Source organism: Nocardioides sp. CPCC 205120 (assembly GCF_048654585.1).
GTDB lineage: Bacteria > Actinomycetota > Actinomycetes > Propionibacteriales > Nocardioidaceae > Nocardioides.
On sequence record NZ_JBMCYY010000001.1, the window covers coordinates 436,955 to 452,180 of the forward strand.

Annotated in this window: 15 protein-coding genes; 9 read left to right on the plus strand and 6 right to left on the minus strand. The window is 74.7% G+C overall.

The window, feature by feature from the left end; genetic code table 11:
* The first annotated feature begins 460 nt into the window (after positions 1 to 460).
* The 5 genes from ACOACO_RS02105 to ACOACO_RS02125 all read left to right on the plus strand — a co-directional run bounded on the left by ACOACO_RS02105 (position 461) and on the right by ACOACO_RS02125 (position 4,427).
* Positions 461 to 1,168, plus strand: a complete 708-nt coding sequence (locus ACOACO_RS02105) for a fasciclin domain-containing protein (protein ID WP_420294605.1) — start codon at positions 461 to 463, stop codon at positions 1,166 to 1,168.
* 44 nt (positions 1,169 to 1,212) lie between these two features.
* Positions 1,213 to 1,869: an ECF RNA polymerase sigma factor SigK gene (gene sigK / locus ACOACO_RS02110; protein ID WP_420294606.1), complete on the plus strand. Its 657-nt coding sequence runs from the start codon at positions 1,213 to 1,215 to the stop codon at positions 1,867 to 1,869.
* The gene (locus tag ACOACO_RS02115; RefSeq protein WP_420294607.1) at positions 1,866 to 2,693 is read left to right on the plus strand and encodes an anti-sigma factor; all 828 of its coding nucleotides are present in this window, start codon (positions 1,866 to 1,868) and stop codon (positions 2,691 to 2,693) included. The genes sigK and ACOACO_RS02115 overlap by 4 nt, the downstream gene beginning before the upstream one ends.
* Positions 2,694 to 2,832: 139 nt before the next feature.
* Positions 2,833 to 3,483 (plus strand): hypothetical protein, encoded by a 651-nt coding sequence (locus tag ACOACO_RS02120; RefSeq protein WP_420294608.1) that lies wholly within the window; start codon positions 2,833 to 2,835, stop codon positions 3,481 to 3,483.
* Positions 3,480 to 4,427, plus strand: a complete 948-nt coding sequence (locus ACOACO_RS02125) for an NYN domain-containing protein (RefSeq protein ID WP_420294609.1) — start codon at positions 3,480 to 3,482, stop codon at positions 4,425 to 4,427. Before ACOACO_RS02120 ends, ACOACO_RS02125 begins: the two co-directional genes overlap by 4 nt.
* 26 nt (positions 4,428 to 4,453) lie before the next feature.
* Here the strand turns inward: ACOACO_RS02125 and ACOACO_RS02130 are convergent, their stop codons facing one another.
* Complete coding sequence (locus tag ACOACO_RS02130) at positions 4,454 to 5,062, minus strand: hypothetical protein (protein WP_420294610.1); 609 nt, start codon at positions 5,060 to 5,062, stop codon at positions 4,454 to 4,456.
* Between the two features lie 74 nt (positions 5,063 to 5,136).
* On the opposite strand from ACOACO_RS02130, the gene ACOACO_RS02135 reads away from it, so the two are divergent.
* Positions 5,137 to 6,387, plus strand: a complete 1,251-nt coding sequence (locus ACOACO_RS02135) for an NADH:flavin oxidoreductase/NADH oxidase family protein (RefSeq protein ID WP_420294611.1) — start codon at positions 5,137 to 5,139, stop codon at positions 6,385 to 6,387.
* A 373-nt stretch (positions 6,388 to 6,760) separates the two neighbouring features.
* On the plus strand, positions 6,761 to 7,546 hold the full coding sequence (locus tag ACOACO_RS02140; RefSeq protein WP_420294612.1) for an SDR family oxidoreductase: 786 nt from the start codon (positions 6,761 to 6,763) through the stop codon (positions 7,544 to 7,546).
* Positions 7,547 to 7,576: 30 nt separating this feature from the next.
* Here ACOACO_RS02140 and sigJ read toward each other — a convergent pair whose 3' ends face one another.
* The gene (gene sigJ / locus ACOACO_RS02145) at positions 7,577 to 8,491 is read right to left on the minus strand and encodes an RNA polymerase sigma factor SigJ (RefSeq protein WP_420294613.1); all 915 of its coding nucleotides are present in this window, start codon (positions 8,489 to 8,491) and stop codon (positions 7,577 to 7,579) included.
* A complete protein-coding gene (locus ACOACO_RS02150) occupies positions 8,481 to 9,248 on the minus strand; it encodes an SDR family oxidoreductase (RefSeq protein ID WP_420294614.1) in 768 nt (255 codons plus the stop codon). Before ACOACO_RS02150 ends, sigJ begins: the two co-directional genes overlap by 11 nt.
* 125 nt (positions 9,249 to 9,373) lie before the next feature.
* Between ACOACO_RS02150 and ACOACO_RS02155 the strand changes: the two genes are divergently transcribed.
* Complete coding sequence (locus tag ACOACO_RS02155) at positions 9,374 to 9,706, plus strand: DUF3140 domain-containing protein (RefSeq protein WP_420294615.1); 333 nt, start codon at positions 9,374 to 9,376, stop codon at positions 9,704 to 9,706.
* Positions 9,707 to 9,744: 38 nt separating this feature from the next.
* Entirely contained in the window at positions 9,745 to 10,287 is a 543-nt protein-coding gene (locus ACOACO_RS02160) for a hypothetical protein (RefSeq protein WP_420294616.1), read from the plus strand.
* A gap of 187 nt (positions 10,288 to 10,474) precedes the next feature.
* On the opposite strand, the gene ACOACO_RS02165 is transcribed toward ACOACO_RS02160, so the two are convergent.
* The 3 genes from ACOACO_RS02165 to ACOACO_RS02175 are packed head-to-tail and all read right to left on the minus strand — an operon-like array spanning position 10,475 to position 15,188.
* Positions 10,475 to 11,638 (minus strand): acyl-CoA dehydrogenase family protein, encoded by a 1,164-nt coding sequence (locus ACOACO_RS02165; RefSeq protein ID WP_420294617.1) that lies wholly within the window; start codon positions 11,636 to 11,638, stop codon positions 10,475 to 10,477.
* On the minus strand, positions 11,635 to 13,596 hold the full coding sequence (locus ACOACO_RS02170; protein WP_420294618.1) for a biotin carboxylase N-terminal domain-containing protein: 1,962 nt from the start codon (positions 13,594 to 13,596) through the stop codon (positions 11,635 to 11,637). The genes ACOACO_RS02165 and ACOACO_RS02170 overlap by 4 nt, the downstream gene beginning before the upstream one ends.
* A 5-nt stretch (positions 13,597 to 13,601) precedes the next feature.
* A complete protein-coding gene (locus ACOACO_RS02175) occupies positions 13,602 to 15,188 on the minus strand; it encodes an acyl-CoA carboxylase subunit beta (RefSeq protein ID WP_420294619.1) in 1,587 nt (528 codons plus the stop codon).
* Positions 15,189 to 15,226: the final 38 nt, after the last annotated feature.

Consider the following 15,226-nt stretch of genomic DNA (forward strand, 5'->3'; position numbering starts at 1 on the left):
CCCCTCCCCGGTACGACGGGAGGTGGCGGCAGCTCGTTCGTGCGTCCGGGGGTGGGTGGTCGGGGTGGTCGTCGCCCGGTACCCGAGGTGGGCCACCGCCCCGGTGGTCGAGGTGGGCCACCGCCCCGGTGGTCGAGGTGGGCGCGCCAGCGCCCCTCGAAACCACCCGGTGCTCGCGCAGGCGTGGTTTCGAGGGGCCCCGGGGGGGCCCACCTCAACCACCGGAGCCCACCGGCCACCGCCCCGGTGGTTGAGGTGGGCGCGCCAGCGCCCCTCGAAACCACCGGACGTCCGGCGCGCGCGGTCGCCGGGCAACCCGCGGGAAAACTCGGAGAAAAAGTCCGTCCGGGCCCAATCCGTCCGCCGAGCACCACCGAACTACCTGTGCAAGCCCGCGGAGGGACCGGCCCGGAAGGTCGGGCCGAGAAGTGCGGGACGACGAACCGGAAGGGCTATCACCATGAAGACCATCTCCCACCGCTCCACGATCCGTCGCGCGAGCGGTATCGCCGCCCTCGCCCTGACCATGTCGGTCGGCCTGGCCGCGTGCTCGGACGACTCCTCCTCCGAGGACGGCGCCAGCGACTCCTCGGGCGGCTCGTCCGAGTCGTCGCCGAGCGAGGACACCAGCTCGGACGCCGGCTCCAGCGAGACCACGGACGGCGCCATGACCGAGTCGGCCGTCTTCGGCGACGCCTGTGGCCAGATCCCCACCGACGGTGCGGGCTCCCTCGAGGGCATGACCGTCGACCCGGTCGCCACCGCGGCCAGCAACAACCCGCTCCTGTCGCAGCTCGTGGGCGCCGTCGGCCTGGTGCCGGGTCTCGCCGACCAGCTCAACTCGGCCGAGGGCCTCACCGTCTTCGCGCCGTTCAACGGTGCCTTCGAGGCCGTCCCGGCCGACGTCATGTCGAGCCTGACGGCCGACCCCGAGGGTGCTCTCGCCCCCGTGCTCAGCTACCACGTGGTGCCCGAGCGCCTCGAGCCCGACGAGGTCGCCGGCGAGCACGAAACCCTCAACGGCGCGATGCTGACGGTCGAGGGTGACGCGGAGCAGGGCGTGACGTCCGGCTCCACCGGCACCGAGGCCACCGTGCTCTGCGGCGGCATCCAGACGGCCAACGCCACCGTCTACGTGATCGACAGCGTCATGCTGCCGCCCGCGTGACGGACTGACTGCGACCCGACTGCACTTCAGGGAATGATCAGCGCATGAACACCCTCCGCTCCGTGCCCTCCGGCGATCCGCCGGAGGGCACGGGCGGGCAGGTACCGCCCGCCCGCGCCGCTGGTGCCGCCCCCGTCCCCGTGGACGGTGACGTGAACACCCAGCTCGGCTCGCTCCTCCGGCTCTCCAGCCGCGGCGACGAGCAGGCCTTCGCCTCGCTGTACGACGCGACGTCGGCCCGCGTGCACGGACTGGTGCTGCGGGTGGTGCGCAACCCCTCGCAGGCCGAGGAGGTCACCCAGGAGGTCTTCCTGGAGATCTGGCGGACGGCCTCGAGGTTCGACCCCGAGCGCGGCTCCGCGCTCGCGTGGCTCATGACGATCGCGCACCGCAAGGCGGTCGACCGGGTCCGCTCGGCGGAGGCCGCGACGCGGCGGGACACGTCGTACCACCAGCAGAGCCAGGGCGTCGACCACGACGCCACGGCGGAGGCGGCGCACTCCTCGATCGAGGCCCAGCGCGTCCGTTCCGCCCTCGGGGCGCTGACGGCGGTGCAGCACGAAGCAGTGCAGCTGGCCTACTTCGGCGGTTACACGCACACGGAGGTGGCAACGATGCTCGACCTACCGGTCGGGACGGCCAAGACACGCATCCGGGATGGCCTCATCCGGTTGCGCGACGCGATGGGAGTGGGCCAGTGAACGACATCCACGCCCTCACGGGCGCCTATGCGGTGGACGCCCTGTCCGACGCGGAGCGCGCCGACTTCGAGCAGCACCTGGCGCAGTGCGCGGAGTGCCGCGCCGAGGTCGCCTCCCTGCAGGAGGCCGCCGCGCTGCTCCCCCTCGTCTCCGAGACCCCGGCCGCGCCCGCCTCCGTGCGGGCCGCCGTGCTCCAGGGCATCAACCAGGTCCGCCCGCTGCCCCCCGTCGGCCCCGAGCCGGTCCACCCCGAGCGCCCGGTGGTGCACGGGGAGACCGCCGAGCCCGGGGAGCCCGCCGCGGCGTCGAACGTGGTGCCGATGCGGCGTCGTCGCCTGCGCACCGCGCTGGTCGCCGCCGCTGCCGCGGTCGTCGTGGCCACCGGTGTGGGCGTCACCGCGCAGCAGCTCGGCGACCACGGCGACGAGCCGTCCGTCGCGGACCCGACCCAGTCGCCCACCGACGACGTCGTCGCGTCCGTGCTGTCGGCCAGCGACGTGCAGGCCGCGCACCCCGCCGGCGGCGCCCAGCTGCCCGAGGGTGCCGAGGCGACCGTGCACTGGTCGGAGGACGTCGGCCGCGCCGTCATCGTGACCTCCGGCATGCCGGCGCTCGACCCGTCGCAGGTCTACCAGCTGTGGTTCCAGTCGGCGGACGACGAGATGCTGCCGGCCGGTGTCATGACGGGCGAGGGCAACCAGGCGCTCCCCCTCGAGGGCGACGCCGACGCCGCCGAGGCCGTCGGCATCACGATCGAGCCCGCTCCCGGCGCCACGACCCCCGGCAGCAACCCGATCGCGTACTTCTCCTTCGAGTCGGCATGACCGGGTCGGCTGACCGGGTCGGCTGACCGGGTCGGCTGACCGGGTCGGGGGCACGGGATCCACCGGCGGTCGGACGCGTCCGGTGGTCGACGGCGCCGGGGGCCCTCGACAACCCCGCCCCGTGCGGCAGGATCGACCCATGAGCGACCCACGCGCTGCCGGCGTACCCGAGCCCGCCCTGACCACCGAGACCGCGCTCATCGGCGGCGTCGAGGTGCGGGCCACGGCGCGGGCCGCGATGGCGCCGCTGGCCCGGGGCGTGCTCCACCAGGTCGAGGCGCTCGGCGCGGCGCCGGTCGACGGGCTCGCGGCGGCGCCGGGCTGGGGACCGTTCACGCTCCGCGCCCGCGACGGCGGGTTCGTGGTGGTGGCGCCGGCCTACGAGACCGACGCCGCGCAGGAGACCGAGGACCTCAGCCACGCGCTGACCATCGACCTGGAGCAGGTGCGGGTCGCGGGGGCCTCGGGCGCCCGCGCCACGTTCACGCGCTTCGACCAGCGCGTCATCGGGGTGCGCGGCTGCCTCCAGGCGCCGGCGCTGCTGCTGAAGCGTGACCGCGTCGCCGACCCGTCGGACTCGGGCTGGTTCGTCGAGCCCTACCCGTCGACCGCGGACCGCGACTGGACCCCCGAGCGTCTCCACGCGTGGCCGGCCTGGGAGGTCGCCCGGCTGCGCTGGGACGTCGGCCGGGCCCTGGCGCTGCCCCCGGACCACGTCGCCGTCGTCGAGGCGGGGCGCATCGTGCAGGTGCGCGACGCGTCCGACACCGTGGTCGGGGCCGACCTGTGAGCGAGCCGCGCGTCGCCCTCTACCTGGACTTCGAGAACCTCGTCGCGTCGCAGTACGACGCCGTCCACGGCCGCAACGCTTGGCAGCGCGACCGCGTCGTCCACGCCGCCGCCGACGACCCGACGGTGGCGCCGCGCCTGGAGGCGTCGCGGCTCGACGTCGACGCGATCGTCGACTACGCGGCCTCGCTGGGGGTGGTGGCGATCAGCCGGGCGTACGCGAACTGGGCGTGCCCCGCGTTCGCGTCGTACGCCCGCGACGTCACCGCCCGCGCCCTCGACCTCACCCAGCTGTTCCCGCTGGCCGGCACGAAGAACGGGGCCGACATCCGCCTCGCCACCGACGTCGTCGACGACCTGACGCGCCACCCCGACCTCACCCACGTGCTCGTCGCGGCGGGCGACTCCGACTACGTCGCCGTCGCGCAGAAGGCGAAGCGCCTCGGCCGCTCCGTCGTGGGCGTCGGCGTGGCGGGCTCGATCGGGCGCTACTGGGAGGCGGCCTGCGACGAGTTCACCAAGTACGACGCGCTGCCCGGCGTCGAGCGGGTGGTCCGTGCGGAGGCGCCGGCGGCGCCGGCCGGCTCGGGCAGCTCGGGTGCTGCGGGCGCCGCAGGCGCCGCGGGCACGGGGTCGGCGAACGGCGACGCGGAGGACGCCGCGTCGGGGGCCCGGGCCGCTGCGGCCGCCCGGACCGAGACGGCACCGGAGGAGCGGGCCAAGCCCATCCCCTACTCCAAGCTGTTCCGCAACGCCATGAACCTGCTGGCCCGCAAGAGCGACGACGGCAAGGTGCGGATGTCGGAGCTCAAGCAGGTGCTCGTGCGGATGAGCCCCGGCTTCGACGAGTCGACGCTCGGCCACAAGACGTTCTCGAGCTACGTCCGCGCCCAGCCCGGCGTCGCCACGGACGCCAAGAACCAGCAGGTGTGGTTCACGGACTGAGGTCGGGGGCGGGCCGTAGCCCGCCGTCACGACTCGTCGGGCAGGTCGATGGTGGTGACGACGCTCGTGATGCTCGGGCGCGGCGGCGTCGAGCTGAATCCGAAGCGCGCCGGCGGGTCGACGGGGCGCAGCTCGCCGAGGTCGACGCCGTCGAACGAGCCCCGCACGGCGACGACGGCGCGGACGTCGTGCGCGCCGTACCATTCCCGCCGCCCACCACCGGCGGACCCGCGGGTGCGCACGCCCCGCAGCACGACGCGGGCGACCGGGTCGGTGACGGCGCACCACAGGGGCGAGGTGGCGATGCGTCGCGGCACCAGGGCGACCAGCCGGCCCAGCGCCGTCGGGCGGCCGACCTCGATCTCGAGGTGCAGCGACGGGCTCGTGAACCGTCGGGCGCCGGCCGTCGCGACCAGCTCGACGGGCTCGACGCGCACCTCGTCGAAGGTGTAGGTCGCGGCGATGAAGTCGGCGAGGTCCCGGCTCGGGGCGACGAGCACCCGGTGGCCGTCGGCGGTCTCGACCATGGCGTCGGCGACCTCGCCGTACGGCGAGCGGACCCACCGCCCCACGACCACCCGCACGCCGCTCGACGACCCGACTCCGGCGATCTCGCCGACAAAGCGCACCCGCATCACGCCAGCGTCCCAGGCCGGTGGGCACGCCCCTGCTCTTGAACGAAGTTCAACAACGCCCCTACAGTCCCCCCATGACCGACCTCGGCGCGCCCCTGGCCCTCCCCTGCGGCCAGGTGCTGCCGAACCGCCTGATGAAGTCGGCCCTCAGCGAGTCGCTCGGCACGTCGGCCGGGGCGCCGACGTCCCGCCTCGGGCGGCTGTACGACGCGTGGGCCGGCGGCGGGTGGGGCCTGGTCGTGACCGGCAACGTCATGGTCGACCTGCGCCAGCGCGGCGAGCCCGGCAACGTGGTGGTCGAGGACGAGCGCCACCTGGACGCGCTGTCCCGGTGGGCCGACGGCTTCGCCGGCTCGGGCACGCCGTTGTGGATGCAGGTCAACCACCCCGGGCGCCAGGCCAACGCGCTGGTGGGCCGCTCCCGCCCCGTGGCGCCGAGCGCGGTGGCCGCCGCCGTACCCGTCGCCACCCGCCCCCGCGAGCTGTCCGAGTCGGAGATCCGCGACGTGGTCGAGCGCTACGCCCGCACCGCGGCGGTCGCCGAGGCCGCCGGGTTCGACGGGGTGCAGGTGCATGCCGCGCACGGCTACCTCGTCACCCAGTTCCTCTCCCCGCTCGCGAACCGTCGTACCGACGCCTGGGGCGGTGACCCCGAGCGGCGCCGCCGGTTCCTGCTCGAGGTCGTGCGGTCGATCCGCGAGCGCGTCTCCCCCCGCTTCGCGGTCGGCGTGAAGCTGAACTCCGCCGACTTCCAGCGCGGCGGGTTCGACGAGACGGAGTCCCGCGACGTCGTCGCCGCCCTGGCCGCCGAGGGCATCGACCTCATCGAGGTCAGCGGCGGCACCTACGAGTCGCCCGTCATGTTCGGCCCCGACACGCGGCGGGAGTCGACGCGGGCGCGTGAGGCCTACTTCCTCGAGTACGCCGCGGGCGTGCGCGCCGCGGCCGGCGCGGTGCCGCTCGCGGCGACGGGTGGCTTCCGCTCGCGCTCGGCCATGGACGAGGCGGTGACCAGCGGCGACTGCGACGTGGTCGGGCTCGGCCGTCCGGCGTCGGTGTTCCCGCACGTCGCGCGGTCGCTGCTGGAGGAGGGGCTCGAGCGCGTCGAGCTGCCCACGGTGCGCGTCGAGCGCGGCCGGCGCGCCGTCGGGCGCGTGACGACGCTGCACACCGTCGACAGCGCGCTCGACCTGTCGTGGCACACCGACCAGCTCCACCGCCTCGGCGCGGGCCGCGCCCCCGACCTCGCCCGGCCCTGGTGGCGCACCGCCGTCTCCGCCGCCCTGCGCAACGGCCCCGGCGCGTTCGTGCCCCAGCGGGGGTGAGCCCCGCCGTACCCCTGCGGTGTGGGCCTGACCCTGACCTGCCGGAGCCCGCGTAGTCCCTGACGTTCCCGTCGCGACACGCCGGGCGGGACGTCGGAAACGTCAGGGACTACGTGGGAAACACCACCGCCAAGACCGCCGAGCGGGGCCACCGAGCATGTCAGGGCCCCACCCCCTCCCGCGCGAGGTCGGCGAGCTCGCGGCGCCGGGCGCCCTTCATCCTGTCGAGCGCGCACGGTCATCGACGTGCGCGGGTCGGCGGCCAAGCCGTCGCAGCCTGCCCCCGCGCGGAAGGGCACGCCGGCGGCGAGTGGCGTCGTACGACGGCTCACAGGGGGCTGACGGGCCGGTTACCGGGTGGTAGGAACGTCGGATGACCTCCCGCACCGTCGTCATCACCGGCGCCGCCGCCGGCATCGGGCGCGCCGCCGCCCTCACCTTCGCCCGCGCCGGCTGGACCGTCGGCGCCTACGACGTCGACGAGGACGGCCTCGCGACCCTGGCCGACGAGGTCGCCGCGCTCGGGCAGCGGGCGGTCACCGGCCGCCTCGACGTCTCCGACGCGGCGGGGTTCGCCACCGCGCTCGACACGTTCGTGGCCGAGACCGGCCGTCTCGACGTGCTGGTCAACAACGCGGGCATCCTGGTGGCCGGGAAGTTCGAGGACATCCCGGTCGAGCGCCACCACCGCGAGATCGACGTCAACGTGCGCGGCGTCGTCAACGGGCTGCACGCGGCCGAGCCGCACCTGCGCCGCGGGGCGGTGGTGGTGAACCTCGCCTCGGCGTCGGCGATCTACGGGCAGGCGGAGCTCGCGGTCTACAGCGCGACCAAGTTCTTCGTGCGCGGCCTGACCGAGGCGATGGACATCGAGTGGGGCGAGCGCGGCGTGCGGGTCGTGGCGCTGTGGCCGCTGTTCGTCGAGACGGCGATGACGCAGGGCGTGTCGACCGGCACGACGCAGTCGCTCGGCATCAACCTCGGCCCGCAGGACGTGGCCGACGAGATCCTCGCCGCCGTCGAGCCGTCCCGCCTGGCGCGGACGCTGCACCAGGTGCACTTCCCCGTCGGGCGCCAGAGCGAGGTGCTCTCGCTCGCCTCGCGCTTCTCCCCTGCCTGGCTCACGCGCCTGGTGAACAAGAAGCTCGCCGCGCACTGAGCGGGGCCGGGGTCATCATCCCCGCAGCCCCTACAGCTTCGCGGGGTTGCGCACGAGGTCGACGCGTACGACGCGCCCACCCGCCGTCGTCAGCGCGACGACCCCGGTGACGCGGGCCGCGGCGTCGAGGATCGCGAAGCCGGTGGCGCCGTTGACCCGCACGAGCTCGAGCCGCTCGCCCGCCGCCGCGTCGATCTTCGCGAGCACGCCGAGCAGGAAGCGGGCGACCCGGTCGGCGCCGACGACCGGGCGCCGGGCGGAGCTGACGACGCCACCCCCGTCCCCGGTGAGCACCACGTCGGGGTCGAGCACCGCGACGAGGCCCGCGAGGTCGCCCTGCAAGCTCGCCCCGGCGAACGCGGCGACGACCGCGTCGTGCTCCGCGGGCGCGACGGGCGTGCGGGTGCGCTCGGCGGCCAGGTGGCGCCGGGCCCGGCTGGCGAGCTGGCGCACCGCGGCCGGCGTCCGCCCCACGACCCGGGCGACCTCGTCGAACGACAGGCCGAACACGTCGTGCAGCACCCACGCCGTGCGCTCCGCGGGCGAGAGCCGCTCGAGCAGCACCAGCAGCGCGTAGTGCACCTCCTCGGCCAGCGTCACCCGGTCCGCGGGATCGCCGCCGTCACCCGCCCCACCGGGACCCCCGGGCGCCACGAGGTCGCCGAGCACCGGCTCGGGGAGCCAGGGCCCGACGTAGGTCTCCCGCCGTACCCGCGCCGAGCGGAGCACGTCCAGCGCCCGCCGCGACACCGCGACCACCGACCACGCCTCGAGGTCGTCGACCGGCTCGGCGACGTCCGCGAGCCGCAGCCAGGTGTCGGCGACGACGTCCTCCGCCTCCGCCCGCGTGCCGAGGATCGCGTAGGCCACGCCGACGAGCCGGGGCCGCAGCGCGTCGTACCGCGCCGCGAGCTCGACCTGGGTGGGGCCGGGCTCAGCGGGCACCGAGCCACTCCGCGAAGGTCTGCGTGCCGACGAGGTCGGGGGCCGCGGGCACGAGCGACCCGGCGCGCACGCCCTTGCCGAACGCGCCGGGGACGGGCACGGGCACGACGAACCGCGGGCCGCCCGCCCGTCGCGCCGGGGTGCGGGCGGTGCGGCGGGCCATGACGGCGAGGTCCTCACGGGCGGGGCCGGCTAGCTCGAGGACGGTACGGCGGGGCTCGCCCACCGCGAGCCGCGCGAGGTGGTCCGCGACCTCCGTGGCGGCGACGGGCTGGACCGGCATCCGGGGCGCGAGGCCGACGGGGCCGAGCGACATCCGGCCCGCCATCTGGCCGGCGAACTCGTGGAACTGCGTGGCCCGCAGGATCGTCCAGGGCACGGGGCCGGCGGTCACGAGCGCCTCCTGGCGGACCTTGCCCGCGTAGTAGTCGTAGGGCAGCCGGTCGATCCCGACGATGGAGAGCGCGAGGTGGTGCCCGACGCCGGCGGCCTGCTCCGCGGCCAGGAGGGCCTCGGTCGTGCGGCCGAAGAACGCCTCCGACTCCGCGCCCTTCATCGTCACCACGTTGAGCGCGTCGATCACGGCGTCGACGCCGGCCAGCCGCTCGGTCAGCGTCGTCGTCAGCTCGCCCGCGGGGCGGGTCAGGTCCACCCCCGTCGAGCGCGCCAGCACGACCGCCTCGTGCCCGGCGCCGCGCAGCGCCTCGACCGTGAGCGCCCCGACCAGCCCGGTCCCGCCCGCCACTGCCACCCGCATGCCCGTTCCTCTCCGTCGCGGCCCCCGGTGGGCCGTCCACACCGAGGACGAGACGGTCGGCCAGAGTGTGACATCCCGGCGTCCGCGGCCCCGCGCGCCTTGCCGCCGCGGCGTAGCGTCGGCGCATGAGCGAGACCAACGACGCCGTCGCCGAGGTCTGGGACGACTGGCAGGACGCCGTGAACATGACCCCGGCCGAGCTCGAGAAGTGGCTCGCGACGGACGAGTCTCGGTCGGTCGGGCAGGGCGAGGGCGAGTCGACGGGGCACAGGTCGGGCCGCCGGATCGTCGAGATCCAACGGACGAACAAGACCGACCTCACCGACGACGACGCCGCCCACATGCGCAAGGTCGTGGGGTATGTCGCGCGGCACTCCGCCCAGCGCCCCGACGGCGACGTCACCGACACCCGGTGGCGCTGGTCGCTGATGAACTGGGGCCACGACCCGCTGAAGTAGTCGCTGGTGCGGTCCGTCCCGAGGGGTACCGGGCGGCCATGGCGGGACGAGCAGCACGCGTGGTGGGGCAGGGCCTGGCGGCCGGAGCGGTCGGAGCCGTCGTGATGACGGTCGGCGAGAAGGTCGAGCAGCGGTGGACGGGGCGTCCGAACTCGTACGTGCCCGCGCGCGTGCTCGAGCGCCTCGTCGGCGCCGACGAGCAGACCGGGGCCCGCTCGACCGCGGTCAGCTGGACGATGCACTACGGCCAGGCCGCGCTCCTCGGCGTCGTGCGCTCGGTGATGGCGCATGCCGGGCTCCGCGGGCCACTGGCGTCGGCGAAGTTCACCGTCCTGCGCCTCACCACCGACCAGGTGCTCGAGAACGCCACCGGCGTCGGCGCACCCCCGCAGACCTGGCCGCGCGGCGAGCTGGTCCTCGACGTCGTGCACAAGGCCGTCTACGGGTTCACCACCGGGCTCGTCGCTGACGCGCTCGCGGTGAAGGACGGCCCCGGCCCGGGGCAGCGCCACGCCGCCGCGGTCCCCGGGCGCCACGCCGACGTCGGCCCGGTCCCGCGCGAGTCGGCGTTCGGCCGCTGAGCGCCTGACCCCGGCCTCCCCCAGCCGGTGGCCTCCCGCAGCGGTACGACGACCCGCACGCGCCGCCGTACCGGCCCGGGACTTGCCCCAGCGCGACACTTGACACCGCAACCCGCCACTTCCGGTGGGAAGCTTCGCACCGGAAGTGGCGGGTTCCCCGGTGCACCGGGGAACCCGCCACCCCCCCTCAGTACGACTTGGGCAGCCCCAAGGTGTGCATGGCGACGAAGTTGAGGATCATCTCCCGGCTGACGGGCGCGATGCGGCCGAGCCGCGCGGCCACCAGCATGTTGCCGAGCCCGTACTCCACGGTCAGCCCGTTGCCGCCGTGGGTGTGGACGGCGACGTCGGTGGCGTTGCAGGCGACCTCGCCGCCGGCGTACTTGGCCATGTTGGCGTACTCCCCGGCGCCGAAGTCGTCGCCCGCGTCGTACAGCGCCGCGGCCTTCTGCCACAGCAGCCGGGCCTGCTCGAGCTCGATCTTGATCTTGGCGAGCGGGTGGGCGATGCCCTGGTGGGCGCCGATGGGCTGGTCGCGCCACACCGTGCGCTCCTTGGCGTAGGCGACGCCCTTCTCGAGGGCGTAGCGCGCCATGCCGCAGGAGAACGCGGCGCCCATGATGCGCTCGGGGTTGAGGCCGGCGAAGAGCTGCCACATGCCGCCGTCCTCGTCGCCGACGAGCGCGTCGGCCGGGACGCGCACGTCGTCGAGGAACAGCGTGAACTGCTTCTCCGGCGCCTGCCACGACATGGGGATGACCTGCTTGTCGAAGCCGGGGGCGTCGGTCGGCACCACGAAGAGGGCGGGCTTGAGCTTGCCCGTCTTGGCGTCCGCCGTGCGCGCCACGATGAGCACCGACTGGGCCTCGTCGACGCCGGAGATGTAGGTCTTCTGGCCGCTGATCACCCAGTGGTCGCCGTCGCGGGTGGCGGTGGTGGTGATCTGGTGGGAGTTGGAGCCCGCGTCGGCCTCGGTGATGCCGAACGCCATGAGGTGGGTGCCGTCGGCGATGCCGGGCAGCCAGCGCTGCTTCTGCTCGGGCGTGCCGCAGCGGTTGATGATCGAGCCGCAGATCGCGGGGCTGACGACCATCATGAGCAGCGGGGCGCCGGCCGCGGCCGACTCCTCGAGCACCGCCGCGAGGTCGGCCATGCCGCCGCCCCCGCCGCCGTGCTCCTCGGGGATGTTGACGCCGAGGAACCCGTTGCGGCCCATCTCGAGCCACATCTCGGTCATCTTGCCGCCCTCGCGGGCCTGCTTCTCCACGTACTCGCGGCCGTACTTCGCCGCCAGCTTCGCGACCGCCTCGCGCAGCGCGGTGCGCTCGTCGGGCTCGGTGAACGTCGTCATGCGTCTTCCCCTCCGTCGGCGACGACCGCGAGCACCTCGCCCGCGGCCACCTGCTGCCCGGCCGCGACCGGGATGTCGGTGACGACTCCGTCGTGCGGCGCCGCCACGGTGTGCTGCATCTTCATCGCCTCCAGCACCAGCACCGGGTCGCCCGCGGCGACCTGCTGCCCGGCCTCGGCGACCACCCGCACGACCGTGCCGGGCATCGGCGCGAGCAGCGAGCCGCTCGCGACCGCGTCGGCCGGGTCGGTGAACCGCGGCAGCACCCGCAGGGCCACGTGGCCCCCGGGGCCGTCGACGTCGACCACGCCCACCCCGCCCGCGGGCACGGCGACGGCGTACGTCGAGCGCACCCCGTCCACCTCCAGCACCACGCTCGTGGGGCTCGCCGCGACGACGACGGCGTCGTCGAGCACGTACCCGTCGCGACCGCCCCGGGCGCCGACCCACGCGACCTCGACCTCGGCGTCGCCGTGGGCGAACCGGGTGACCTGCGGCTGCGAAGGCACGTTGCGCCACGCGACCGGGATGCCGCGCTGCACGGTGCGCTCGGTGCGCGCCGCCTCGGCGAGGGCGACGGCGGCGGCCACCGCCGCGGGGCGTACGGCGGGGGGCTCACCGCTGGTGTCGCGCTCGCCGAGGAACGCCGTCGAGACGTCCCCGGCCAGGAAGACCTCGTCGCCGAGCACCGCGACGAGCTGGTCGCGGTTCGTCACGAGCCCGTGGATGCGGGCGCGGCGCAGCGCACCGGCCAGCGCCCGGGCGGCCTGGCGCCGCGTCGGGGCCCAGGCGACGACCTTGGCGAGCATCGCGTCGTAGTGCGTGCCGACCTCGTCCCCGCCGGCGAAGCCGGAGTCGAGCCGCAGGCCCGCCGGGGCGGTGCCGACCGCGAACTCGACGTCGACGCCGGGCAGGTCGAACGCCGTCAGCAGCCCGGACTGGGGCTGGTAGTCGGCGGCCGGGTCCTCGGCGTACAGCCGCACCTCGATCGCGTGGCCGACCGGCTCGGGGCGGGCGGCGGGCAGCGGCGTGCCCTCGGCGACAGCCAGCTGCATCGCGACGAGGTCGACGCCGAAGACCTGCTCGGTCACCGGGTGCTCGACCTGCAGGCGGGTGTTCATCTCGAGGAAGAAGAACTCCTGGGTCTGCGCGTCCATGAGGAACTCGACGGTGCCGGCGCCGCGGTAGTCGATCGCCGCCGCCGCGGTGCGGGCCGCGTCGTGCAGCGCGCGCCACGTCTCCTCGCGCAGGCCGGGCGCGGGCGCCTCCTCCACCACCTTCTGGTGGCGGCGCTGCAGCGAGCAGTCGCGCTCGCCGAGCACGACGACCCCGTCGTCGGTGCCGACGACCTGCACCTCGACGTGGCGCCCGCGCTCGAAGAAGCGCTCGACGAACACGGTGGGGTCGCCGAACGCCGAGGCAGCCTCGTCGGAGGCGAGCGCGACCGCCCCCTCCAGCTCGGACAGCTCGCGCACCACCCGCATGCCGCGGCCACCGCCGCCGGCGGACGCCTTGACGATGACGGGCAGCTCGTCGGCCGTGACCGTGGCGGGGTCCAGCCGGGTCAGCTGCGGCACGCCCGCGTCGGCCATCAGCTCCTTGGCGCGGATCTTGTCGCCCATCGCGTCGATGGACTCCGGGCTCGGCCCGATCCACGTGAGCCCGGCGTCGATGACGGCGCGGGCGAAGTCGGCGTTCTCCGAGAGGAAGCCGTAGCCGGGGTGCACGGCGTCGGCGCCCGCCGCGCGGGCGGCGTCGAGCACGAGGTCGGCGCGTAGGTAGGTCTCCCCCGGCGTGCCGCCGGGGAGCCGCACCGCGGTGTCGGCCTCCGCCACGAACGGCAGGTGGGCGTCGGCGTCGGAGTGCACGGCCACGGTGGCGACGCCGAGGCGGCGGCAGGTGGCGAACACGCGGCGGGCGATCTCGCCCCGGTTGGCGACGAGGACTCGGGTGATCACGGCGCTCACATCCTGAAGACGCCGAAGCGGTCGGTCCCGCGGATCGGCTGGTTGTCGATGACGGACAGGCAGATGCCGAGCACGGTGCGGGTGTCGCGCGGGTCGATGACCCCGTCGTCGTACACCAGGCCCGAGAGGAAGAACGGCAGGCTCTGCTCCTCGACCTGCTGCTCGACGTACGCGCGGATGCCCGCGGCGCCCTCCTCGTCGTACGGCTGGCCCTTGGCCTCGGCGCCGGCGCGCATGACGAGGTCCATGACCCCCGCCAGCTGCGCCGGCCCCATGACGGCCGACTTCGCCGAGGGCCAGGTGAAGAGGAAGCGCGGGTCGTAGGCGCGGCCGTTCATGCCGTAGTTCCCCGCGCCGTAGGAGGCGCCCATGATCACGGTCAGGTGGGGCACCGCGGAGTTGGAGACCGCGTTGATCATCTGCGCGCCGTGCTTGATGATCCCGCCCTGCTCGTACTCGGCGCCGACCATGTAGCCGGTCGTGTTGTGCAGGAACAGCAGCGGGGTGTCGACCTGGTTGGCGAGCTGGATGAACTGCGTCGCCTTCTGCGCCTCCTCGCTGAACAGCACGCCCTGGGCGTTGGCGAGGATGCCGACGGGGCGGCCGTGGATCCGCGCCCAGCCCGTGACCAGCGAGGAGCCGTAGAGCGGCTTGAACTCGTCGAACGGCACGTTCGCCGCCGGCCCGACGCCCGGGGTGGTGCCGTCGACGATGCGCAGGATCGCCTCGCGCGGGTCGAACGGCTCCTTGAGGTCGGTGGGCACGAGGTCGAGCAGGCCGTCGGGGTCGAGGTCCGGCTCGGCGTACGGCGGGAGCGCGGCGTCGGTGCGCGCCTTGCGGACCCCGAGGCGCGCCACGATGCGCCGGCCGATGCGGATCGCGTCGTGCTCGTCGGCCGCGAGGTAGTCGGCGAGCCCCGAGGTGCGGGCGTGCATCTCGGCGCCGCCGAGCGACTCGTCGTCGGACTCCTCGCCGGTCGCCATCTTCACCAGGGGCGGGCCGCCGAGGAACACCTTGGCGCCCTCCTTGACCATCACCGTGTAGTCGCTCATGCCGGGGATGTAGGCGCCGCCGGCGGTCGAGTTGCCGAAGACCAGCGCGATGGTGGGGCGCCGGTCGGCGGAGGCCCGGGTGATGTCGCGGAACATCCGCCCGCCCGGGATGAAGATCTCCTTCTGCGTCGGCAGGTCGGCGCCGCCGGACTCCACGAGCGCGATGGTCGGCAGCCCGTTCTCGGCCGCGACCTGCGCCGCCCGGAACGCTTTCTTCAGCGTCCAGGGGTTCGACGCGCCGCCCTTCACCGTCGGGTCGTTGGCGGTGATCATGCACTCCACGCCCTCGACGACGCCGATGCCGGTGACGAGCGAGGCGCCGACCGTGAAGTCGGAGCCCCAGCCGGCCAGCGGGCTCAGCTCGAGGAACGCCGAGCCCTCGTCGACGAGCAGCTCGATGCGCTCGCGGGCCAGCAGCTTGCCCCGCTCCTTGTGCCGCGCGACGTACTTCTCCCCGCCGCCCGCCACGGCCTTCGCGTTCTCGGCGTCGAGCGCCTGGATCTTCTCGAGCAGCGTCTCTCGGTTGGTCATGCTGGCTCCCTCGGTGCCGGGTGGGTCAAGGTCGGTGT

Excerpts from the sequence above, each read along its gene's own strand:
- ACOACO_RS02175 (WP_420294619.1), bottom strand. The coding sequence starts at position 15,188 with ATGACCAACCGAGAGACGCTGCTCGAGAAGATCCAGGCGCTCGACGCC.
- ACOACO_RS02105 (WP_420294605.1), top strand. The coding sequence starts at position 461 with ATGAAGACCATCTCCCACCGCTCCACGATCCGTCGCGCGAGCGGTATC.
- ACOACO_RS02120 (WP_420294608.1), top strand. The coding sequence starts at position 2,833 with ATGAGCGACCCACGCGCTGCCGGCGTACCCGAGCCCGCCCTGACCACC.
- ACOACO_RS02135 (WP_420294611.1), top strand. The coding sequence starts at position 5,137 with ATGACCGACCTCGGCGCGCCCCTGGCCCTCCCCTGCGGCCAGGTGCTG.
- sigK (WP_420294606.1), top strand. The coding sequence starts at position 1,213 with ATGAACACCCTCCGCTCCGTGCCCTCCGGCGATCCGCCGGAGGGCACG.
- ACOACO_RS02160 (WP_420294616.1), top strand. The coding sequence starts at position 9,745 with ATGGCGGGACGAGCAGCACGCGTGGTGGGGCAGGGCCTGGCGGCCGGA.
- ACOACO_RS02130 (WP_420294610.1), bottom strand. The coding sequence starts at position 5,062 with ATGCGGGTGCGCTTTGTCGGCGAGATCGCCGGAGTCGGGTCGTCGAGC.
- ACOACO_RS02155 (WP_420294615.1), top strand. The coding sequence starts at position 9,374 with ATGAGCGAGACCAACGACGCCGTCGCCGAGGTCTGGGACGACTGGCAG.
- ACOACO_RS02150 (WP_420294614.1), bottom strand. The coding sequence starts at position 9,248 with ATGCGGGTGGCAGTGGCGGGCGGGACCGGGCTGGTCGGGGCGCTCACG.
- ACOACO_RS02140 (WP_420294612.1), top strand. The coding sequence starts at position 6,761 with ATGACCTCCCGCACCGTCGTCATCACCGGCGCCGCCGCCGGCATCGGG.
- ACOACO_RS02165 (WP_420294617.1), bottom strand. The coding sequence starts at position 11,638 with ATGACGACGTTCACCGAGCCCGACGAGCGCACCGCGCTGCGCGAGGCG.